The organism is Blattabacterium cuenoti, assembly GCF_014252435.1.
In the GTDB taxonomy this organism is placed as follows: domain Bacteria; phylum Bacteroidota; class Bacteroidia; order Flavobacteriales; family Blattabacteriaceae; genus Blattabacterium; species Blattabacterium cuenoti_X.
Genome location: NZ_CP059220.1, coordinates 228,443 through 249,832, shown reverse-complemented (window position 1 = coordinate 249,832; position 21,390 = coordinate 228,443). Strand labels below are relative to the sequence as shown.

Here is a 21,390-nt window from a genome sequence, read left to right as displayed (position 1 = left end):
AATAACATTAAAAATATAATATATAAGAATAAAATAAAAATAAAAGAGACTCTCTTTCTTTTCATTTATCCATATGTTTTATTCAACCATTTTTTGATAGGAATAATTAAATTATCTATATTTCCTGCTCCTATTGTAATAATAATATCGAAACATTTTTTTTTAATTTTTTCTAAAATTTTTGACAATGAAGATATTTCTTTATTTTGAGGACTGATTTTTATTTTTTGCAATAAAATATTCGAATTAATATTATGATCCATAGGAGATTCTCTTGCTGGATAAATATCTAGCAAGATTAATAAATCTAATTTTTCCAAACTTCTTGCAAAAGATTTTTCAAAAAACTTAGTTCTACTAAATAAGTGTGGTTGAAAAATACCTAATATGATTTTTTTAGGATAGCATTTTCTCACAGTATGAATTAATGCATTAATTTCTGTTGGATGATGAGCATAATCATCTATATATATTTTTTTTTTAGATATATAATGAAAATAAAATCTTCTTTGAATTCCTGAAAATAAATATAATGCATTTCGAACTTTTTCTTGATGAATATTTAAATAATCAGAAATAGCCAAAGCCGCAGTAGTATTTTTTACATTATGAATTCCTGGAATAGGTAATGGGATCGATCTCCATATTTCTTTTGGAGTATGAAAATCAAAATACCATCTATTTTGTTTAATGTAAATTCGATTCGAATAATAACTTTCTTTTTTTTCTACTGAATAATAAATAGCATTTTCTTGAAAAAATGTATCTTCTTTACAAAGAAAGAGTTTATTATATGGTTTTTTTATTTGATTTGAAAAATTGATATAAGCTTTTTTCATACATGTTTTTTTAGGATAAATATCTACATGATCTTGATCTATAGATGTAATACAAGCTATATTTGGTGATAAGTATAAGAAAGAATGATCAAATTCATCAGCTTCTACTAGAATAAATTTATTCCCATTTAATATTAAATTCGATCCATAGTTATCTGGTATTCCTCCTAAAAAAGCAGTAAAACTTATTCCAGCATTATAAAAAATATGACTTAATATACTGCATGTAGTTGTTTTTCCATGAGTACCTCCTATAGCGATACAAATAGATTCTTTTGTTATTAAAGATAATACTTGAGATCTTTTTTTTATATTTTTTCCACATTTTTTTAAAGCCATCCATTGTTGATGATCATGAGGAATAGCTGGAGTATATATGATTAAACATTTTTTAGAATCAATCCATTTTGGTAAAAATTTTATATTATCACGATAATTAATCATAATACCTTCTTGTTCTAAATTTTTAGTTAGATAAGTTTTATTTTGATCATGTCCATGTACTACTTTTCCCATATAATGAAAGTATCTAGCTAATGAACTCATTCCAATTCCACCTATACCTAGAAAATAAAAAAAATTAATTTTATTTAAATTCATAATATAATATGTAAAATTTCATTTACAATGTCTTTTGTTGCATTAGGTTTTCCAAATTGAATCATATTTTGCATCATTTGTTTTTTTAAACAAGAATCTTGTAATAATCTTATTGTAGAATCCACTAACTTTTGATTTATTTCATTATTCTTAATGATTAATGCTGCTTTTTGATTTTCTAATACTTTTGCATTTTTATTTTGATGATCATCCGTTGACCAAGGAAAAGGAATTAATATATAAGGCTTTCTTATCAAACATATTTCTGATATAGTTAAAGCCCCAGCTCTAGATACAATTACATCAGCAGCTGCATAACAAATTTCTATATTATCAATAAATTCCATTAAAATAAAATTAGAATGATGAGATATTTTGTTATTTTTAATTTGATGAATAAATTTTCCTGTATGCCAAATCAGTTGTATATTTAAATGGATTAATCGTTGTAATCCATTCATCCAAGCATTATTTATATTTTCAGAACCTTGACTTCCTCCTATAGATAAAATAACAGGATTTTCTATATTTATACCTAACTGAATGCAAGCATCTTTTTTACTAAGATCTGTTTTTAAAATTTTGGAACGAATTGGATTTCCAGTAACTATTGTTTTGTTTTTTGGTAAATATTGTTTAGCTTCTTCATAGGCTATGCATATCTTTTTAGCATATCTAGAAAATATTCTATTAGTCAATCCTGGGAACGCATTTTGTTCTTGAATAAGAATAGGTATTCCATTTTTGATTGCAGCACTTAATGTAGGAAAACTAGTAAAACCACCTGTACCAATTACTATATTAGGCAAAAATTTTTTTAGAATTTTATCTGCTAAAAAAAAACTATTTATTACTTCCATCAGTAATGATATACAGCCTAAAACAGATTTTAATCTATTTCTACCGCCTGTTATATGAATTTTTTCAATAGAATAACCAGATTTTGGTATTTTTTTGATTTCCATGTGTTTTTTGGAACCAATAAATAAAATTTTTGATTTTGGAATGATTTTCGTGATGGCATCTGCGATGGCTATACCTGTATAAATATGACCTCCAGTTCCACCACTGCTAATTAACACTTTTGGATGCAAATTGAAATTCATTGACTTATCGATTTTTTATTTATTAATTTACTGACACTAAGTATAATACCAAAACTAAAAAAAGTAACCCACATAGATGTTCCTCCAGAACTTATCAGAGGTAAATTTTGTCCTGTTACAGGAAATAATCCAACCACTATCCCCATATTAATGAATGCTTGAGTAATTATAGGGAAACCTAATGACAGTACAAGCAAAGTACAGTAATAATTTTGTATTTTTGTTGCTATTATAATGATTCTGAGTAATATAAGCAAATATATGAATAAAAGGAGAACTCCCCCTATCAATCCATATTCTTCTATAATAATAGCATAAATAAAATCTGAAGAGGATTGTGGGAGAAAAGCTTTTAATACACTTTTTCCTGGTCCACGTCCAAATTTTTTTCCTAAAAAAATAGCTGATTTTGCTAATTGAATTTGATAATTGTCTCCAGATGGATTATAGAATTTTTCTATTCGACTTTTCCATGTAAAAACTCTATGAACTGGTTGGTTTTCACCCCATTTTAGAACGGAGTAAATGTATATTGTTGCAAATAATATTCCCATGAATAAAATTCCTATTAATCTTGATATTGGGTATCCACCTATAAAAAGTAAAATGCAAATCGAAAAAAAAATAAGAACAGCCGTAGATCCATTAGCGGGTAAAATTAGTCCTATAACAAAAAATATTGGGAACCACAATGTAAACAATGAATAAATAAAACCACAATTTTTTTTTTGATAAAGAAATTTGGAGCAATAAATAAAAAGTGCTAATCCAGCAATATTCGAAGTTTGAAAAGATATATTAAGAATAGGAATGTATAACCAACGAGATGCATTCACTCCATGTAATTGTTTTCCTTGAATTAATGTTAAAATTAATAAAATCGAGACGAATGGAATTGGATATATAGATGTACGATAAATATATTTATAATTTATGAATTGAGAAAAAAAAAGAATACCATATCCAATTAATATGAACAAAGTATGTTTGAATAAAAAATAAAAAACAATATTAGAACTACATCCATATGCGTTCACTAAATTAATACTTGCGGAATATACAGGTAAAAAAGAGAAAATAGATAATAGAGATATAAATGACCATAAATATTTATCTCCTCTTACATATTTTTTTATAAATATATCAAGTTTCATTATTTATTTCATCTTTTTAGTGAACAATTCTTTCACTTCTTGTTTAAATTTGTTCCCTTTTTCTTTATAATCCTTGAATAGATCAAAACTAGAACACGCAGGAGACAACAAAATACAGTCTCCATACGAAGAAAATCTATATGCCATTCGTACAGCTTCTCTCATAGATTGGGTTTCTTCAATACAATCGATAATCTTTTCGAAAGATTTAATAATTTTTTTGTTTTTTCTCCCTAAACATATGATAGCTTTAACTTTTTTTTTCAGTAATGGGATCAATTCATGATAATCATTTCCTTTATCATATCCACCAATAATCAATATAATGGGTCCCTTTATACTATCCAATGCATAAAAAACGGAATTAACATTAGTAGCTTTAGAATCGTTGATGAATGTTATTCCGTTTATATGAAAAAAATACTCCATACGATGTTTCATTGGTTTAAATTTTGATATAGTATTTATTACAAATTTTTTATCTATGTTGAGTATTTGAGATACAATTAATGAAGCCATTACATTGTAAATATTATGATGACCTATTAAAAGAATATCTTTTATATTCAAAAATTTGAATTTTTTTTTATTTCCACTTTGAATCCATATTTTATCATCTTTGAAATAAGCACCCATATGTAATTTTTTTTCTATAGAAAAAGGAATGCATTGAGGATGGATTGCATATTTCATCAGTCCTTCTCGAAGAATTGGATCATCATAATTGTAAACTAAAATATCTTCTTTTTTTTGAAATATTGCTAGTTTTAGTTTAGAATGTATGTATTTATCTATATTATTATCATATCTATTCAAATGATCTCTTGTTATATTTAATATAACTGCAATATTCGAACGAAAATTTAAACAATCATCTAATTGAAAACTACTTACCTCTAATACATAAATTTTTTTTTTTTTAAAATTTCTTTGGAGAAACTATTTCCAATATTTCCAGCTAAACCTACAGTTTGTTTTTGATTGTTTTTCAATATATTGTATATTAGTTTGCTGGTAGTAGTCTTTCCGTTACTTCCTGTAATACTTATGATATATGATTTTTTTAAAAAACTTTTTCCAAATTCTAATTCAGATAATATGGGAATTCCCATATATTTTATTTTTTTTAAAAATGAATTTTTGACAGAAATACCTGGACTTTTAATAATTTTACTCGCTTTTTTCATTATAAATTTCCTTGAATGACCTTTTTCTTCAAAAGAAATTTGATGTTTAATTAACATATTTTTGTATTTATTGGGAATTTTTTCAGAATCTGATACAAATGTTTTCAATCCATATTTATTAGCTAATATAGCAGCTCCTATTCCACTTTCTCCTCCTCCTAATATTACGATTAAATCTTTTTTCATCAATTTTTTTATATAAGAAAAATAAATACCAATATAGAAAGTATTATTTGTATGATAAAAAAACGACTACAAATTTTATTTTCGTGATATCCTAATTTTTGAAAATGATGATGAATAGGTGTCATCCTAAAAATTCTTCTTCCTATTCCATATTTTTTTTTAGAAAATTTAAAATAACATATTTGTATAAGTACGGAAATATTCTCCATGAAAAAAATTCCACATATAAACGGTAATAACAATTCTTTCCTATTTAAAATAGCTAGTATAGCTATTGATCCTCCTATAGGTAGACTACCCATATCTCCCATAAAAATTTGAGCTGGATAGGAGTTATACCAAAGATAACTGATTAAAGTTCCTAAAAAAGAACAAGAAAATATAATTGTTTCTTCTAAACCAGGAATATAAATTGAATGAAAATATTGAGAATAAATTTTATTACTTGAAATTATAGATAATATAGATAAAGTGACAAAACTAATAGCAGAAAGACCAGCATTTAATCCATCTATTCCATCCGTGATATTGGATCCATTAGAAAAAAATATAACAATGAAAATAACTATAGGAATAAAAATAATCCATGTATATTTTTCTAATTTTTTATTATACCAACTTAATATATAAGAATAATCAAATTCTTTTTTTGAATATTTTTGAGAAAACATAGGAATAGTTGTTTGGAATCCATGTTTTGTTTTATCAAAAAATGATTGATGAATAGAAGAATTTGGATAAAAATATATAATAGTTCCTATAAAAAAACTTATAATCGTTTGTCCTAATATTTTTCCCATTATACTTAATCCTTTTTTATTATGATATTTTATTTTGATATAATCGTCTATAAATCCAATCAATCCTATAAAAATCAAAGTAATAATGAGTATAATAACATATATGTTTTGTAATGATGAAAATAGTATAGTAGAAATTAGTGTAGAAAATATCATAACGAAACCACCCATTGTTGGAATTCCAATTTTTTTTTTTTCCTCTATCAAACCAAGATTTCTCACATTTTCTTTGATACCATTTTTTGTTTTATGATTCCAACATATAATTCTTTTATAAGAGAAATGAGATATAAAAAATGATAATAAAAAAGAAATAAATGATCTATAAAAAATAGAATCGATATTAAATAAATAGGTTAACATTATTTGTTTGAATTATTTTTTGTTATCAAAAAGAAATTTTTTAGCAATTTTCATATCATTAAAAGGATATTGAATTCCTTTTATTTCTTGATAATTTTCATGTCCTTTTCCTACTATTAAAACAATATCATTTTTATTTGCAATTTGAATAGCTTGATTAATTGCTTGTTTTCGATTGATAAAAGAGAAATTTTTTTTTGAATTTAAATATGATGAAAAATTTTTCATATCTTTTATTATATTATGTGGATCCTCTGATCTTGGATTATCAGATGTAAAAATAGAAATATCGCATGTTTCATAAACCATTTTACCCATAATAGAACGTTTTTTTCTATCTCGATTTCCTCCACAACCTACGACACATATCAATTTAGAATCCTTTTTTTTTGTAAGATCTGTAATAGTTTTTAAAACTGATTTTAATCCATTTGGATTATGCGCATAATCTACAATAATTCGTATTCCTTTTTTTGATAAAAACTGCTCAAAACGTCCTTTTACGGGTTTTATATTTGACAAATTTTTTATGATGATATCTTTATCCATTTGTAATAAAATAGATGTTGCATATACAGCTAAAATATTGTATATATTAAATTTTCCAATAATTTTAGTAAATATTGGATAAGTACCATCAATCAATAATTGACTTCCATTAAGATTTTTTCGTAATACTTTTACAAAAAAATTTTTATTGTTTTTTAATCCATAAAAATATTTCTTGGCCAAAATATTTCTTGTTATTTTATGTGAATTCTTGTCATCGATATTAATCAAAGCAAAAGATTTTTTGGATAAACTTTGAAAAAAATTTCTCTTAGTATATAAATAATGATGAAAAGATTGATGATAATCCAAATGATCGTGAGTGATATTAGTAAAGATTCCTCCTTCAAATGACAAACCTTCAATTCTTTGTTGATGAATTCCGTGTGAACTGACTTCCATAAAAGCATATTGACATCCTTTTCGAATTGAAACATATAAATATTTATTGATATCAATAATATTGGGCGTAGTATGTGAATTAGGATAGACCTTGGATAGTATTTTCACTCCTATTGTAGAAATAAGAATACTTTTTTTTCCTATATTGGAAAATAACTGATGTAATATATATGCTACAGATGTTTTTCCATTTGTACCTGTAATTCCTATCAATTTTATTTTTTTTGTGGGATTTTCGTAAAAATTAGACGAAATTTTTCCTAAAGCTTTTTTAGAATTTGGAACCAATATATACAATACATTTTTTTGATAAGAAATAGGAACATATTCACAAACGATGGTTTGTGATCCATTTTTGATCGCTTCTTCAATAAAAAAATGACCATCTGTTTGTTCTCCTTTTATAGCAATAAAAATCATATGTTTATGAATCATTGGAGATGATATAGAAATTCCTATGATCCATTGAGAAGTTTCCTTACCAATTTTTTTAATAATATGGACTCCTTTCAATACATTTTTTAATACTTTTTTCATCTACTTTTCTAATTTTAGAAAAATAACTTGGTTTTTTTTTATTTTTTTTCCTGGTTTGATTGATTGTTGAATGACTTTCCCTATTCCATCATATTGAATGATGTATCCTTTATTTTCTAACAATGGAATCACTTCTTTACCAGGAAGAGATAGAACATTTGGCATAATTTTTTTATCGGATAAAAAAATATTTTTGCGTTCTTTGATTTTTTTCTTCCAATCTGTTTGATTTCGTTTTTTATTAATAGGAAATTCCTTTTTTTTCATTCTTGTATAAATTGATTGGACAATTTGATCAAATACTGGAACAGCTACTTCAACACCATAATGTTTTTTTTTAGGTTTAGAAATGACGACAATACAAGTATATTTTGGTTTTTGATATGGAAAAAATCCAACAAAAGAACTAATATAAGTAGTAGATTTATTTTTATCCCAATATTCAAATTGAGTTGTACCTGTTTTTCCTGCATATGGCCATTTTGGATGATAATATTTTTTTGCTGTACCATTTTTCACTACTCCTTCTAACATATACCGAATCTTGTTCAAAGAATCTTGATCTGCTATAGAAGGATTAATGACAATAGGTGTTTTGAATGTTTTGATATTTTTTCCTTTATCTCTAATTTCTGTGACAAACATAGGTTTTACCATTTTTCCTCCATTTGCTATAGCATTGTAAAAAGTAAGGATCTGTAAAGGAGTTAATTTGATGTTATATCCAAAAGTCATCCATGGTAAAGTCATTTCATTCCATTCTTTTTTTCCAGGTTTTGGGATAAAAGGAGTTCCTTCTCCAGGAATATCTATTCCTATTTTTTTATTTAAATTCCATTTGTATAAGTGATTGATAAATTTTTCTGGTTCTTTTTTATATTTTTCATGAATCAGTTTTGCTATTCCTACATTAGAAGAAATTTCTAAAATTTGTTTTGGATTTAATTTTTTGTATGTTTCATAATGATGACTATCACGTATTTCTTTTCCTTTAAATTTCATGACTCCACCATTAATATCTACTAACATGTTCATATCTATTTTTTTATCTGATAATGCTGCTAAAAGAGCTATAGTTTTAAATGTAGATCCTGGTTCATTTCCTTCCCATACGGAAAAATTTCTTATGTCTTCATAAGTATTATTTTTGGTTTTTTCAAGATTGATCATAACAGATATTTTCCCACTTTTTACTTCCATTAAGACTACACATCCATGATCAGCTTTAAATGCACATAATTTTTGTAGCAAGGCATGATAAGAAATATCTTGTAAAGATATGTCAATAGTAGAATGGATATCTTTTCCATCTTCTGGATCGATTTCATTTTTTGATTGTAATGGTTTCCATATATTTGAGCTAATACGTTGCTCTAATCTTTTTCCATCTTTTCCTCTTAAATATTTACTAAATGCTCCTTCTATTCCAATTTTTCCTCGATGATCATCATATCCTAATGTTCGGATTCCTATATTTAATGTATGAATTCTAGATATTTTATGTTCTGAAATAAATCCTCCTATCCTTTTTCCTTTATTGAAAATAGGAAGTTTTTGAAGCATTTGTAATTTTGAAAAATCTAAATTTTTTGCTAATAAAAAATATCTATTTCCTTTTTTTTTTTCTTTTATAAATTTTTTATAAAAAAAACCTTTTGGTCTTTTTAATATAAATTCTAACGAATTACATAAAGAAACGATATTATGATTGAATAATTCATCAGAAATTGATTGAAAATCAATATGAACATCATATTTTATCACTGATGTAGATAATATTCGGTTATCTGCAGAATAAATATTACCCCGTTTAGCTGGAATTAAATTAATTTTTATTCTTTTTTCTATAATATATTTTTTATACTTTTCGTATGCATTTTGAATATGCAATAAATTGAAAATGATCAACAAAGCAATAAAAACAAATAGTAGACCAATTAAGTAAGATTTATACAAAGGAAGATATCTATTTTTATTTTCGATTTTCATTTCTATATTACCTATTTTTCTAGGATATTTCTTTTTCATTTCTTTTTTGATCATTCAAAATTAATTCATATGGAGGTTCTTCTAAATGTTTTAATTTATGAGATAATTTTTTTTGTAAAAAAGATGCCAATTGCATTTTCATGCATTTACTATGTAAATATGCGTATTCAGATTTTAATCCGATGACTTCTTCACTAATTTTTGTAAATTCGCGAATTTTTCGATCCATTATATGTGAACTAGTAATACTAATTAATGATAATGCGGTAAGAAAAATAATAAAATTCCATGTTTTATGAGAATTTTTTTGAATCAAAAATGTTCCTTTTAAAATATCTTGAATACTCATTTTTATTCTTTTCAAATTTGTTTTTCTGCAACTCTTAATTTAGCGCTTCTAGATCTAGGATTTTTTTTGATTTCTGGTACACTCGGTTTAATAACTTTTTTATGAATCATTTTAAATGAAAAACGACTAATATCATTTTTTTTCATAAAAAACATTCTATTTTTAAAAAAAAATTTTGCTATTCTATCTTCAATAGAATGATAGGATATAATAGCCATTCGCCCACCTGGTGAAATAATATTCTTCGATTTGAACAAAAAATCTTGGAAAAGATTGATTTCATTATTTACTTCTATTCGTATAGATTGAAATAATCTAGCAAAAAATCTTTTTTTACTTTTTGAAGATCCTTTGATGAAAAAAATATTTTTTAAATCAAAAGTAGTGATAATTTCCTTTTTTATTCTTTTTTTTAATATTTTATTTGCTATTTCTTTTGCATTATTAAATTCTCCATATTTTTGAAATAACTGGCTTAATTGATTTTTAGAATATTCATTGATAATATGTTTCGCTGAATAATTTGATTCTTGATTCATTCTCATATCCAACATACAATTTAATTGATTAGAAAAACCTCTTTTGGGATTTGTTATCTGAAAATAAGATGGTCCTAAATCAACCAATATTCCTGATACTTTTTCTATTTGTTTTTTTTTTAAAATATCCTCTATATGAATAAAATTCGTATGAAATAAATGAAAACGTTTGTCTTTAATCAAATTTCTTTTTACAGCATCTATATCTTGATCCATGGCAATTAAAGTCGCTTTTTGATCTAATCTATTCAAAATAGCATGTGAATGGCCTCCTCCTCCAAATGTAGCGTCTATATATATACCATTTTTATCGGTAATTAATTTTTCTATACTTTCTTTTACAAGTACTGATATATGATATGGATTTTTCATTTTTTTTATTTATACACGAAATTATACCTTATAAGTATAAATTTTTAAAAAAATATTCATGGAATTCAATTTAATAAAAACAGATGTGTTTTCTAAAGCAAGAGTAGGTCTTATTCAAACAGATCATGGAAAAATAAAAACTCCTGTTTTTATACCAATAGCTTCAAAAGGATATATTAAATCTATACTTATGCAAAATTTTAGTGATATATCAATAATATTAGGAAATGCTTACCATTTATCTATTCAACCTGGAATGAAAGTGATAAAAAAAATAGGAGGAATTCATTCTTTTATGAATTGGAACAAACCTATATTAACAGATAGTGGTGGTTATCAAATTTTTTCACTAAAAAAATTAAACAAAGTAACTGAACATGGAGTTATATTTCGATCTATTTTAGATGGATCTTCTCATTTATTTTCTCCAGACAAATCAATGAAAATACAACGTATAATTGGAGGTGACATTATTATGTCTTTTGACGATTGTCCTTCTTTTCCATGTAGTTATTTAGAAACTAAACAATCCTTAAAAAGGACACTCTTTTGGTTAAAACAATGTATATATTTTTTAAAAAAAAATCCAGAAATATATAATCATAAACAATACTTTTTTCCTATTATACATGGAAGTATTTATCCTGATTTAAGGAAACATTCTGTAGAAGAAACAATGAATTTTGTAGAAGAAGTCGATGGGTATGCCATTGGAGGTTTAAGTATAGGTGAAAAAAAAGAAAAAACATATAGTATAACTGATTTATTAACAAACATAATACCTAAAAAAAATCCACGATATTTGATGGGAGTTGGAAGCCCAAAAGATATTTTAGAAAATATAGAACTTGGAATAGACATGTTCGATTGTGTCATACCTACAAGAAATGGTCGTCATGGTATGTTATTTACATGGAATGGAATCGTCAATATAAAAAATAGAAAATGGAAATATGACTATTCTTGTTTAGACGAAGGAGGAACATCACCTGTAGATCAATTATATAGCAAATCTTATGTAAGACATCTTTTCCTTTCTAAAGAAAATTTGGGAAAAGAAGTTGCATCTATACATAATCTTTATTTTTATTTTAACTTAGTAAAACAAGCAAGGGATCATATTTTACAAAATAATTTTGTTTCTTGGAAACGATCCGTTATTTCATCGTTAACAAAACGTTTATAATATGAAGATTCTAGATCGATATATTATGAAAAATTTGATCATTACTTTTTTATTTTTTACGATATCATCGCAATCAATATCCATAATTGTAGATATCTCACAAAGGATGCATCGTTTAGAACAAAATAAAGGAACGATCAAGGAAGCTTTATTTTTATATTATCCTTTTTGGTCTATATGGTTAGCTAATACTTTTTCTCCTATTTCTGTTTTTTTATCCGTTATTTTTTTTACATCAAAACTTACTAAAAATTTGGAAATTGATGCTATCATGACCAGTGGAATTAGTTTTAAAAGATTTACTTATCCATATATTATATCATCTATGATCATAGGAACAATGACATTATTAATCAATTATTATTTATTACCTATAGCTAATAAAAAAAAAAATGAGTTTCATTACCAATATTTACTAAGTTCAAGATATAAAAATAAATATGAAAATAATCAATATATAATTGATCAAATTTCCAAAAATGAATATATTTTTCTTCAAAAATTTTTCAAAAAAAAAAATATAGGAATAGAATACATATATGAAAAATTTTTGAAGAAAAAATTAACATATATTATAAAATCAAAATATATTTTTTGGAATCATAAAAGTAAAACTTACACTTTATATGACTACTATGAAACTAGAATTCAAAAAAAAAGAGACGTATTAACTCATGGAAAATATAAAATTGTAAAAATTCCATTATCTCCAAATGAATTGTTACCAGAAGAATATATAGCAGAAACCATGAATATACATGATTTAAAAAATTTTATCGATAGAAAAACAAATGATAAAAACATAAATATTTATTTGAATGAATTTTATCAAAGAACAAGTCTTCCTTTTTCAACTTTCATCTTTACTATTCTTGGTTTATCTATTTCTTCAATAAAAAAATTAAATATACATTATCCTATTATAATAGGAATTATTTTTTCTTTTGTATATATTTTTTTGTCAGAAGTATCCAAAATATTATCTACAAAATATGGTCTTTCTTCTTTAATTTCTATTTGGTTACCCAATATTTTTTTTGGATTTATTGCTATGTTATTTTTTTGTTACAGAAATTTTATCAAAGATTAATGATTGATTTCAAATCCAACTATATATAGTTGACCATTTTTCTTGATAAATTTGATCATAACATCTCCTGAATATTGTTTTAAAACTTGATCTACATCCTTAGGTTTTTCCATTTTTTTTCCATTAATATATAAAATAATATCTCCTTCATCTATACCCATATCATGTAAAAATCCGTTTGTTATTTTTTTAATTTTTATTCCAAAATTAATATTAAAATATCTCTTTGAATCGAAATCAATTGATTCAAAAGAACCTCCTAATAATTCAGATGGAGTGATTGTATATTTATGTTCAATTTTTTTGTTACCTATCAAATCTTTTAAAGTAATTTTGCATGATATTTTTTGTTCATCACGTAAAATATCCATGTTAATTTGATCTCCTGGATGTTTCATTCCTATAATAAATGATAAATCAGATGCATTTTCTATCATTTTTCCATCTATTTTTTTGATCACATCTCCCATCATCAGACCCCCTTCATCTGCTGCACTTTTTTCAAATACTTCTCCAATTAGAAATCCTTTTTGGGTTTGTATATGTTTATTTGTTTTTTTATTAAAATCTTGTAAAAATTCGGAATGAGATAAATCCATTCCTTTAACACCTAAAAAAGCACGTTGAACGGATCCATATTTTTGAATATCTTGAATGACTTTAGATACCAAATTAGAAGGTGCAGCAAAACTATATCCTATAAAATTTCCCGAATCTGATGATATAGCGGTGTTAATTCCAATAAGCTCTCCTTGAGTGTTGATCAATGCTCCACCACTATTTCCTGGATTTACTGCAGCATCTGTTTGAAAAAAAGACTCGATAGCTGAAGAAGATGAATGAGGCTCTCCTTTTAATAAACCAATACTCCTATTTTTTGCGCTAATAATTCCTGCTGTTACAGTTGAATTCAAATCAAAAGGATTACCTATAGCTAAGACCCATTCTCCAACTTGGACTTTATTAGAATCTGAAAAAAATATAAAAGGCAAATTCTTTTCGTTTATTTTTAATAAAGAAATATCAGTACTAGGATCTGAACCGATCAATTTTGCTTCATAAGTTCTTTGATTATTCAAAGTAATTTCAATTTTATCTGCATTTTGTATTACATGATGATTCGTTACAATATATCCATCAGATGATATGATGACTCCTGATCCATGAAGTCCAGGATGTTCCTCTTGTTGCATTTTTTGATGGTTATTATTAAAATCTTCTGAAAAACCAAAAAAAAAGTCAAATGGATCAAACTGATCATTATACTTATCCGAATAATTTTTTACATTAACTACAGTATGGATCGTTTTTTTGACTACTCTTGTAAAATCAGGAATGTTAGAATGTTCCAATGATGAATAATTTAAGGTAGATGACGTTAATTTATTTTCTTCTAATGCATAAGTTGGAATTTTCGATTTGTTTTCTTTAGAATATTTTTTGTATGCAACTATACTGATGATAGAGCTCATCAAACTGCTGATTATAATATAAAAAACTATTCTCTTCATATATACATAAAATAGAAAATCACTTGTATATAACAAATATAGAAAATAGAGATGATACTTTTGGTATGTCAAGATATTATTTTAAATTGGATAAACTTGGTTTTTGTTTATTATGAATTTAGTTTTTTTCAAATTGCATGGAACCGGAAATGATTTTATCATTTTGAATTCTATCACAAACGAATTACAATTATTCGATCAAAATGAAATGTTTTTTAAAAAATTATGCGATAGACATTTTGGAATTGGTGCTGATGGAATTATTTTAATTCAAAAAGATGTTAAAAGTGATTTTTACATGAAATATTATAACTCAGATGGAATAGAAAGTACCATGTGTGGAAATGGAGCTCGATGTTCTATATTTTTCTATAAACAATCCCAAAAATGCGAGAAACATACAATATTTTTTCGATCATCGGATGGATATCATTATGGAAATATAAAAACCGATAATGAAAATATAGTTTCCATTAAATTGATTGATTTAAATCAAAAAAATATAATCATTCAACCAAAATATGTATTTTTAAATACAGGATCTCCACATTATATTACATTTTTAGAAAATATTAATAATATAAATGTATATGATAAAGGTCGCAGCATTCGATATCAATATCCTTTTTCTAAAAAAGGTGTAAATGTTAATTTTGTAAAAATATTAGATAAAAATTATATACAAGTTCGTACTTATGAAAGAGGAATAGAAAATGAAACTTTATCATGTGGGACAGGAGTAGTTGCTTCTGTTATAGCTGCATATGAAACTAATAGAATTAGTCATCATTGTACAACATTTTTTGTACAAACTTTAGGAGGAATGCTAGAGGTATCTTTTGAAAAAAAAAAAAATGAATATCAAAATATTTATTTAACTGGACCAGTACAAATGGTATATCAAGGTGTTTTTTTTGTTTAACTATATCAAATTATATTTCATAATATGAAAAATTGTTATAAAATCAAAAATGAATCGATAAAATTTGTTGAAAAATATCTTCAGAGCTTTTCACCATCAGGAAATGAAAATGAAGGACAAAAAATATGGATGGATTATGTGAATCATTATGTAGAAAAAATGGATATAGATTTATATGGAACAGCTATTGGTATTATTAATCCAGATTCTCCATATAAATTAATTATAGAGGCTCATGTAGATGAAATATCATGGTATGTAAATTATATTACAGAAGATGGATTAATATATGTATCTCGTAATGGAGGTTCTGATCATATCATCGCTCCATCTAAAAAAGTTATTATTCATACAAAAACAGGGAAGACTATCTCAGGAATTTTTGGATGGCCAGCCATTCATACAAGAAAATCTTCAGAAGAAAAATATCCTAACGTATATAATATATTCGTAGATGTTGGAGTTTCAAGTAGAAAAGAAGTGAGGGAATTAGGAATTCATGTAGGATGTATCATTACTTATCCTAATAATTTTTTTATCATGAATCATAATTTTTTTGTATCCAAAAGTTTAGATAATAAAATAGGAGGTTTTATTATAGCAGAAGTAACAAAATTATTAGTAGAACATAACATTAATTTGAAGTATGGATTGTATATAGTTAATTCAGTACAAGAAGAGGTTGGTCTAAAAGGAGCGAAAATGATAGCACAATCTATCAAACCTCATATAGTTATTGTAACTGATGTGACACATCATACTTCTACTCCTATGATTGATAAGAAAATAGAAGGAGATATTCAATGTGGATCTGGTCCTGTCATTGGATACGCTCCATCTATAAAAGAAAACATTAGAGAATTAATTATTAATACAGCTAATGAACAAAATATTAAATTTCAACGTTTGTCTTTGTCTAGATATACAGGAACAGATTTAGATGTTTTTGCATATTCCAATAAAGGAGTTTTATCTTCGTTAATTTCTATTCCACTTAAATACATGCATACTACGGTAGAAATGGTTCATAAAAAAGATGTAGAAATGGGCATTTCATTAATGTTTGAAACTTTAAAAAGTATTAATGATCATCATGACAAATTATTTTATTGATTGAATCGAAAATGAATGATGTCTCCATCTTGTATTAAATAATTTTTTCCGACTATTAGTAGTTTTCCTAATTTTTTTATTTTTTCTTCTGATTGATATGTAACATAATCATTGTAATGTATGATTTTTGCTTTGATGAAACCTTTTTGTAAATCGGTATGAATGACGGAAGAAGCATGATAGGCTGTACATGGATTAGGTATGCTCCAAGATCGGATTTCTTTTTTACCTACGGTAAAAAAATTTTGTAATGATAATAAATGATGAGTTTTTTGGATGAATTTTTGTATATTATGTGATATGTTTTTTCTACCTTTCAAAGGTAATGTAATAAGAATTGATTTTTCTTTTTCAACTAATATTTTCATATTTTTTATATATGAAAAAGTTTTGTTTTGAAATTCATCTACATTTGCTATGTATATTACTGGTTTTTCAGTTAATAGTTGAAATTTTTTTACATATTTTTTTTCCATTTCTTGAAATGGATACATTCTAATATTTTTTCCTTTTTTTAAAAAAGAAAGAAGATTGTTTAATATTTTTATACGTTGATCGTTTTTATTTTTTTTTATAATTTTTTTTATTTTTTTTTCGATCGTTTCCAAATCTTTTAATTGTAATTCCATATCAATAATTTCTTTATCTCTAATAGGATCTATCGAATTTTCGACATGAGTGATACTTTTATCATGAAAAAAACGAATCATATGAATAATAACATTTGTTTCTCTGATATGAGATAAAAATTTATTACCCAATCCTTCTCCTTTATGAGATCCCTTAACTAATCCTGCTATATCTACTATCTTGATTAAAGATGGAATAATTTTTTCTGAATGGTGGATTTTTTGTAATTGATTTAATCTTGTATCCGGTACTATTACCATTCCATGGTTAGGTTCTATAGTACAAAATGGAAAATTTTGTGAAAGAACTTTAGAATTAGAAATAATATTAAAAAATGTCGATTTTCCTATATTTGGAAGTCCAATAATTCCGCATTTCATTTGATTTTAATTTAAAAAATTTCAAGAAATTGAATAATTCAAAATTAACTATAAATCATGGATGAACAAAAAGAGATTTTTTTTTGGGAACACATTGAAGAATTAAGAAAACACATAATTCATTGTTTTTATGCCATTGCGATATCTACGGTTATTCTAATGAATAATAAGAAAATTATATTTGATTACATTTTATTCGGTCCAGCAAAAAAAAATTTTATTACTTATCGTTTATTATCTCTTTTTACAAAGAAAATAAGCTTTTTTATAAAACCTGTATTTTATTTATCCGACAATTTAGAAATTCAAAATAGAAAAATATTTGGACAATTTAATACTTATATATGGTTTTGTTTAATGGGAGGTTTGATTTTATCATCTCCTTATATATTTTATGAATTTTGGAAATTTATAAAACCAGCTCTTTCTGCTAAAGAAAAAAAATATTCGAAAGGAATTATTATGTTTTTATCTACACTATTTTTTATTGGTATTTTTTTTGGTTATTTTATTTTATTTCCATTTTTAATTCATTTTGGATTTTCTTTTAAAATCAGTCATTTTCCAAAAAATATATTTGATTTGTCAGATTATATATCATTGATGATCCATTCTGTTTTATCTATGGGTTTCCTTTTTTTATTTCCATTTTTTATATTTTTTTTTACGAAAATAGGAATCATATCTCCTATATATTTAAAAAAATATAGGAGATATGCTTTTTTTATTATGTTAATTATATCTTCTGCTATCACGCCTGGTGATATATTAAGCACAATCATTGTTATGATACCTTTGATGATACTATATCAAGGAAGTATATATATTTCTTATTTTTTTATCAATTCGAAATAATTATTGATTCAAAATAATATTCACACGTCTTCCTTGTTTAGTATGTTTTTTTCCAACAAATACTCTTGTTTCAATTCTGGAAGGATCGACCCCATTACGAACTAAAATATTATATACTGCTTTTGCTCTTTTAGTTGATAATATTTTATTCAGATTATATCCTCCATGAGAATCTGCATATCCATCTATATAAAATTTAGAATTAGGTATAATATTATTCATTGTATTAGCCATTTTTTCAATAGCGAAAATATTACGATTTGATAATGAATATTTACCTGAATTAAAAAATATGGGTTGGAATGTTACTTTAGGACAATCTTGAAATTTTTTTAATTCAAATTTTTTGGGGCAAACATCTGCTTTATATAAAAGATCATCTTTATATAAATCTTGCTCTCCTTGTTGTACTTGCTCTCCTTGTTGTACTGGCTCTCCTTGTTGTACTGGCTCTCCTTGTTGTACTGGCTTTCCTTGTTGTACTGGCTTTCCTTGTTGTACTGGCTCTCCTTGTTGTACTGGCTCTCCTTGTTTTTTATTTTCTACTATTGATGGATAATAAGATACATCTTTATCAAATGGAACTATTTTTTTCATATCTTGTTCCTTTTGATTTTTTTGTAATATTTTGATCTTATGGTTTTTTAAAAATTCAATAAATTTGTTAAAACGAAAAATGAATCCTATATTATGTTTCCAAAAATCTAAATAATGATTGGATTGTCTTGCTATTAAGTGATTATATGTACTTTGAGCATTGATTCCTATATTAGGCGTTATCCAAACATTAACTCCAATTCCACCATCTACAGATCCAAAATTTTTTCTATTAGTACAAAATAATTTTGTTTCAGACAAAATTAAGTCTTGATCAAGATATGTATTGGATCTGACATAACTACTTCCTATTGTTAAATAAGGATCTATTTTATATTTATGTTGAGGAAATGTATAAAAATTTAAACTGGGACGACATTGCATCAAAAATGCATTTTGTTTATTCCATCTAGGATTATCTACCAAACCTAATGATGCATCTAGTGATAGATTAACATGTTTATTGACATCATATCCAATTCCAACATCAGAAATAACAGGATGAAAACTATTGTTTTTTTTATCAAAAAATTCTTTAAAAATAGATTTTGTAGGAAAAAAATTTACATCATGCATACCCATTCGTATCGACCATTTTTCATCCAAGTTTGGATTATCAGCAAACGCAAATGAAAAAAAGGTAAATAAGGAAATGAAAAAAAAATTTATGTTTTTCATAAAACTATAATTTTTTTGAATTTTTAATCTGGACAAAGATATCATAAATATTTAATCAATAATAAATTAAACAAAATTTTTAATTTTTGAAAAATCGTTTCATTTCTCGTATAGAATCTTTTTTTTTTAATATTTCACGTTTATCGTATATTTTTTTCCCTTTTGCTAAAACTATGTTCAATTTAATCCATCCTTGATTATTAAAAAATAATTCTATAGGAACAATAGATAGACCAGGATTCATTAACTTTTTATGAATTTTTAATAATTCTCTTTTGTTTAACAATAATTTTCTTTCTCTTTTAATTAAATGATTGTCATGAGTTCCAAATGTATATTCAGCTATGTACATGTTCATTGAGTAAAGTTCTCCATTTTTCATTTGACAAAAACTATTATTTAGATCGACTTTATTTTGTCTTATTGATTTCACTTCTGTTCCATACAGTTGTATTCCAGCTGTATAATGTTCTAAAAAATGATATTGAAACTTTGCTTTTCTATTTAAAATACTCATAATTAATGATTAATTTTGCTATAAAGAAACATATAAAATAGGTTAATTGATATTAAATTTAAAAAATTATAATAAGATGAACATACCTTATTTAAGGAATTTATGTACTCAAATAAGAAGAGATATTTTACGTATGGTCAATAATGCTAAATCTGGTCATCCTGGAGGGTCTTTAGGATGTACGGAATATTTTGTAGCTTTATATCAGCTTATGAAATATAATGCAAAAAAATTTACTTTAAAAGGAAGTGAAGAAGATTTATTTTTTCTTTCTAATGGACATATCTCTCCTGTTTATTATAGTACTTTAGCTCGATTTGGATTTTTTCCAATAAAAGAACTTTCTTCTTTCAGAAAAATAAATTCCCGTTTACAAGGCCATCCTTCTGTATATAATAATTTACCTGGAATACGAATATCTTCTGGTTCCTTAGGGCAAGGAATGTCCGTTTCTATTGGTGCTGCATTATCAAAAAAATTAAACAAAGAAATTGATACAATTATTTATAGTTTGCATGGTGATGGAGAATTAAATGAAGGCCAAATTTGGGAAGCAGTTTTATACGCTGGATCTAAAAAAATAGATAATTATATAGCAACCATCGATTATAATGGACAACAAATAGATGGTACGACAGATGAAGTTTTACCTTTAGGAAATTTGAAAAAAAAATTTCAATCTTTTGAATGGAAAGTTTTAGAAGAATCAAATGGAAATAATCTGACAAAGGTTATTGAAATTCTAAAAGAAGCAAAAAAAGAAACAAGACAAGGATATCCAGTTGTCATCATATTACATACAAAAATGGGATATGGAGTTGATTTTATGATAGATAATCATATATGGCATGGAAAATATCCAAATGATCAAGAATTAAAAGAAGCATTGAACCAACTTCCTAAAAGTTTATTGGAAGATTATCCATTATCATAATAAAT

General features: G+C 25.1%; 20 protein-coding genes. 6 read left to right on the top strand and 14 right to left on the bottom strand.

Annotated features, from left to right (window positions below):
• Nucleotides 1–65: 65 nt before the first annotated feature.
• From murC to rsmH, 10 genes are read right to left on the bottom strand one after another with little or no spacing between them, the layout of a single operon-like run.
• Entirely contained in the window at nucleotides 66–1,439 is a 1,374-nt protein-coding gene (murC, locus tag H0H35_RS01160) for a UDP-N-acetylmuramate--L-alanine ligase (RefSeq protein WP_185883123.1), read from the bottom strand.
• Nucleotides 1,436–2,545, bottom strand: coding sequence for an undecaprenyldiphospho-muramoylpentapeptide beta-N-acetylglucosaminyltransferase (murG, locus tag H0H35_RS01155; protein WP_185883122.1), 1,110 nt, complete (start codon nucleotides 2,543–2,545; stop codon nucleotides 1,436–1,438). The genes murC and murG overlap by 4 nt, the downstream gene beginning before the upstream one ends.
• Nucleotides 2,542–3,699: an FtsW/RodA/SpoVE family cell cycle protein gene (locus H0H35_RS01150; RefSeq protein WP_185883121.1), complete on the bottom strand. Its 1,158-nt coding sequence runs from the start codon at nucleotides 3,697–3,699 to the stop codon at nucleotides 2,542–2,544. Before H0H35_RS01150 ends, murG begins: the two co-directional genes overlap by 4 nt.
• A gap of 3 nt (nucleotides 3,700–3,702) precedes the next feature.
• On the bottom strand, nucleotides 3,703–4,608 hold the full coding sequence (gene murD / locus H0H35_RS01145) for a UDP-N-acetylmuramoyl-L-alanine--D-glutamate ligase (protein WP_262889574.1): 906 nt from the start codon (nucleotides 4,606–4,608) through the stop codon (nucleotides 3,703–3,705).
• Nucleotides 4,596–5,072: a Mur ligase family protein gene (locus tag H0H35_RS02895; RefSeq protein WP_262889573.1), complete on the bottom strand. Its 477-nt coding sequence runs from the start codon at nucleotides 5,070–5,072 to the stop codon at nucleotides 4,596–4,598. Before H0H35_RS02895 ends, murD begins: the two co-directional genes overlap by 13 nt.
• Nucleotides 5,073–5,080: 8 nt before the next feature.
• Nucleotides 5,081–6,235 carry a phospho-N-acetylmuramoyl-pentapeptide-transferase gene (mraY, locus tag H0H35_RS01140; protein ID WP_185883120.1) on the bottom strand — a complete coding sequence of 385 codons (1,155 nt, stop codon included), beginning with the start codon at nucleotides 6,233–6,235 and terminating at the stop codon, nucleotides 5,081–5,083.
• Between the two features lie 12 nt (nucleotides 6,236–6,247).
• Complete coding sequence (locus H0H35_RS01135) at nucleotides 6,248–7,723, bottom strand: UDP-N-acetylmuramoyl-L-alanyl-D-glutamate--2,6-diaminopimelate ligase (RefSeq protein ID WP_185883119.1); 1,476 nt, start codon at nucleotides 7,721–7,723, stop codon at nucleotides 6,248–6,250.
• Complete coding sequence (locus tag H0H35_RS01130) at nucleotides 7,724–9,751, bottom strand: penicillin-binding protein (RefSeq protein ID WP_238892370.1); 2,028 nt, start codon at nucleotides 9,749–9,751, stop codon at nucleotides 7,724–7,726.
• Nucleotides 9,732–10,061 (bottom strand): FtsL-like putative cell division protein, encoded by a 330-nt coding sequence (locus H0H35_RS01125; protein WP_185883118.1) that lies wholly within the window; start codon nucleotides 10,059–10,061, stop codon nucleotides 9,732–9,734. The genes H0H35_RS01130 and H0H35_RS01125 overlap by 20 nt, the downstream gene beginning before the upstream one ends.
• Nucleotides 10,062–10,072: 11 nt before the next feature.
• On the bottom strand, nucleotides 10,073–10,972 hold the full coding sequence (gene rsmH, locus H0H35_RS01120; RefSeq protein WP_185883117.1) for a 16S rRNA (cytosine(1402)-N(4))-methyltransferase RsmH: 900 nt from the start codon (nucleotides 10,970–10,972) through the stop codon (nucleotides 10,073–10,075).
• A gap of 58 nt (nucleotides 10,973–11,030) precedes the next feature.
• Between rsmH and tgt the strand changes: the two genes are divergently transcribed.
• Nucleotides 11,031–12,158 (top strand): tRNA guanosine(34) transglycosylase Tgt, encoded by a 1,128-nt coding sequence (tgt, locus tag H0H35_RS01115; RefSeq protein WP_185883116.1) that lies wholly within the window; start codon nucleotides 11,031–11,033, stop codon nucleotides 12,156–12,158.
• Nucleotide 12,159: 1 nt separating this feature from the next.
• The gene (locus tag H0H35_RS01110; RefSeq protein ID WP_185883115.1) at nucleotides 12,160–13,248 is read left to right on the top strand and encodes an LptF/LptG family permease; all 1,089 of its coding nucleotides are present in this window, start codon (nucleotides 12,160–12,162) and stop codon (nucleotides 13,246–13,248) included.
• Here the strand turns inward: H0H35_RS01110 and H0H35_RS01105 are convergent.
• The gene (locus H0H35_RS01105; RefSeq protein ID WP_238892366.1) at nucleotides 13,245–14,720 is read right to left on the bottom strand and encodes a S1C family serine protease; all 1,476 of its coding nucleotides are present in this window, start codon (nucleotides 14,718–14,720) and stop codon (nucleotides 13,245–13,247) included. The two genes, H0H35_RS01110 and H0H35_RS01105, sit on opposite strands and share 4 nt — an antisense overlap.
• A 151-nt stretch (nucleotides 14,721–14,871) precedes the next feature.
• On the opposite strand from H0H35_RS01105, the gene dapF reads away from it, so the two are divergent.
• Both dapF and H0H35_RS01095 read left to right on the top strand, forming a co-directional pair.
• The gene (dapF, locus tag H0H35_RS01100; RefSeq protein ID WP_185883113.1) at nucleotides 14,872–15,681 is read left to right on the top strand and encodes a diaminopimelate epimerase; all 810 of its coding nucleotides are present in this window, start codon (nucleotides 14,872–14,874) and stop codon (nucleotides 15,679–15,681) included.
• Between the two features lie 24 nt (nucleotides 15,682–15,705).
• On the top strand, nucleotides 15,706–16,794 hold the full coding sequence (locus H0H35_RS01095) for a zinc-binding metallopeptidase family protein (protein ID WP_185883112.1): 1,089 nt from the start codon (nucleotides 15,706–15,708) through the stop codon (nucleotides 16,792–16,794).
• Here the strand turns inward: H0H35_RS01095 and H0H35_RS01090 are convergent.
• Nucleotides 16,788–17,804: a redox-regulated ATPase YchF gene (locus tag H0H35_RS01090; RefSeq protein WP_185883111.1), complete on the bottom strand. Its 1,017-nt coding sequence runs from the start codon at nucleotides 17,802–17,804 to the stop codon at nucleotides 16,788–16,790. The two genes, H0H35_RS01095 and H0H35_RS01090, sit on opposite strands and share 7 nt — an antisense overlap.
• Nucleotides 17,805–17,858: 54 nt before the next feature.
• Here H0H35_RS01090 and tatC point away from each other — a divergent pair, with 54 nt between their 5' ends.
• Nucleotides 17,859–18,659, top strand: a complete 801-nt coding sequence (tatC, locus tag H0H35_RS01085) for a twin-arginine translocase subunit TatC (RefSeq protein WP_185883181.1) — start codon at nucleotides 17,859–17,861, stop codon at nucleotides 18,657–18,659.
• On the opposite strand, the gene H0H35_RS01080 is transcribed toward tatC, so the two are convergent.
• Both H0H35_RS01080 and smpB read right to left on the bottom strand, forming a co-directional pair.
• Entirely contained in the window at nucleotides 18,660–19,934 is a 1,275-nt protein-coding gene (locus H0H35_RS01080) for an OmpA family protein (protein ID WP_185883110.1), read from the bottom strand.
• 79 nt (nucleotides 19,935–20,013) lie between these two features.
• Nucleotides 20,014–20,451 (bottom strand): SsrA-binding protein SmpB, encoded by a 438-nt coding sequence (gene smpB / locus H0H35_RS01075; protein ID WP_185883109.1) that lies wholly within the window; start codon nucleotides 20,449–20,451, stop codon nucleotides 20,014–20,016.
• 76 nt (nucleotides 20,452–20,527) lie between these two features.
• Here smpB and H0H35_RS01070 point away from each other — a divergent pair, with 76 nt between their 5' ends.
• On the top strand, nucleotides 20,528–21,385 hold the full coding sequence (locus H0H35_RS01070; protein ID WP_185883108.1) for a transketolase: 858 nt from the start codon (nucleotides 20,528–20,530) through the stop codon (nucleotides 21,383–21,385).
• Nucleotides 21,386–21,390: the final 5 nt, after the last annotated feature.

What these genes read in the sequence shown, in the direction of transcription:
- murC (WP_185883123.1), bottom strand. Translation starts at nt 1,439, where the DNA reads ATGAATTTAAATAAAATTAATTTTTTTTATTTTCTAGGTATAGGTGGA.
- murG (WP_185883122.1), bottom strand. Translation starts at nt 2,545, where the DNA reads ATGAATTTCAATTTGCATCCAAAAGTGTTAATTAGCAGTGGTGGAACT.
- H0H35_RS01150 (WP_185883121.1), bottom strand. Translation starts at nt 3,699, where the DNA reads ATGAAACTTGATATATTTATAAAAAAATATGTAAGAGGAGATAAATAT.
- H0H35_RS02895 (WP_262889573.1), bottom strand. Translation starts at nt 5,072, where the DNA reads ATGAAAAAAGATTTAATCGTAATATTAGGAGGAGGAGAAAGTGGAATA.
- mraY (WP_185883120.1), bottom strand. Translation starts at nt 6,235, where the DNA reads ATGTTAACCTATTTATTTAATATCGATTCTATTTTTTATAGATCATTT.
- H0H35_RS01135 (WP_185883119.1), bottom strand. Translation starts at nt 7,723, where the DNA reads ATGAAAAAAGTATTAAAAAATGTATTGAAAGGAGTCCATATTATTAAA.
- H0H35_RS01130 (WP_238892370.1), bottom strand. Translation starts at nt 9,751, where the DNA reads ATGAAAAAGAAATATCCTAGAAAAATAGGTAATATAGAAATGAAAATC.
- H0H35_RS01125 (WP_185883118.1), bottom strand. Translation starts at nt 10,061, where the DNA reads ATGAGTATTCAAGATATTTTAAAAGGAACATTTTTGATTCAAAAAAAT.
- rsmH (WP_185883117.1), bottom strand. Translation starts at nt 10,972, where the DNA reads ATGAAAAATCCATATCATATATCAGTACTTGTAAAAGAAAGTATAGAA.
- tgt (WP_185883116.1), top strand. Translation starts at nt 11,031, where the DNA reads ATGGAATTCAATTTAATAAAAACAGATGTGTTTTCTAAAGCAAGAGTA.
- H0H35_RS01110 (WP_185883115.1), top strand. Translation starts at nt 12,160, where the DNA reads ATGAAGATTCTAGATCGATATATTATGAAAAATTTGATCATTACTTTT.
- H0H35_RS01105 (WP_238892366.1), bottom strand. Translation starts at nt 14,720, where the DNA reads ATGAGCTCTATCATCAGTATAGTTGCATACAAAAAATATTCTAAAGAA.
- dapF (WP_185883113.1), top strand. Translation starts at nt 14,872, where the DNA reads ATGAATTTAGTTTTTTTCAAATTGCATGGAACCGGAAATGATTTTATC.
- H0H35_RS01095 (WP_185883112.1), top strand. Translation starts at nt 15,706, where the DNA reads ATGAAAAATTGTTATAAAATCAAAAATGAATCGATAAAATTTGTTGAA.
- H0H35_RS01090 (WP_185883111.1), bottom strand. Translation starts at nt 17,804, where the DNA reads ATGAAATGCGGAATTATTGGACTTCCAAATATAGGAAAATCGACATTT.
- H0H35_RS01080 (WP_185883110.1), bottom strand. Translation starts at nt 19,934, where the DNA reads ATGAAAAACATAAATTTTTTTTTCATTTCCTTATTTACCTTTTTTTCA.
- smpB (WP_185883109.1), bottom strand. Translation starts at nt 20,451, where the DNA reads ATGAGTATTTTAAATAGAAAAGCAAAGTTTCAATATCATTTTTTAGAA.
- H0H35_RS01070 (WP_185883108.1), top strand. Translation starts at nt 20,528, where the DNA reads ATGAACATACCTTATTTAAGGAATTTATGTACTCAAATAAGAAGAGAT.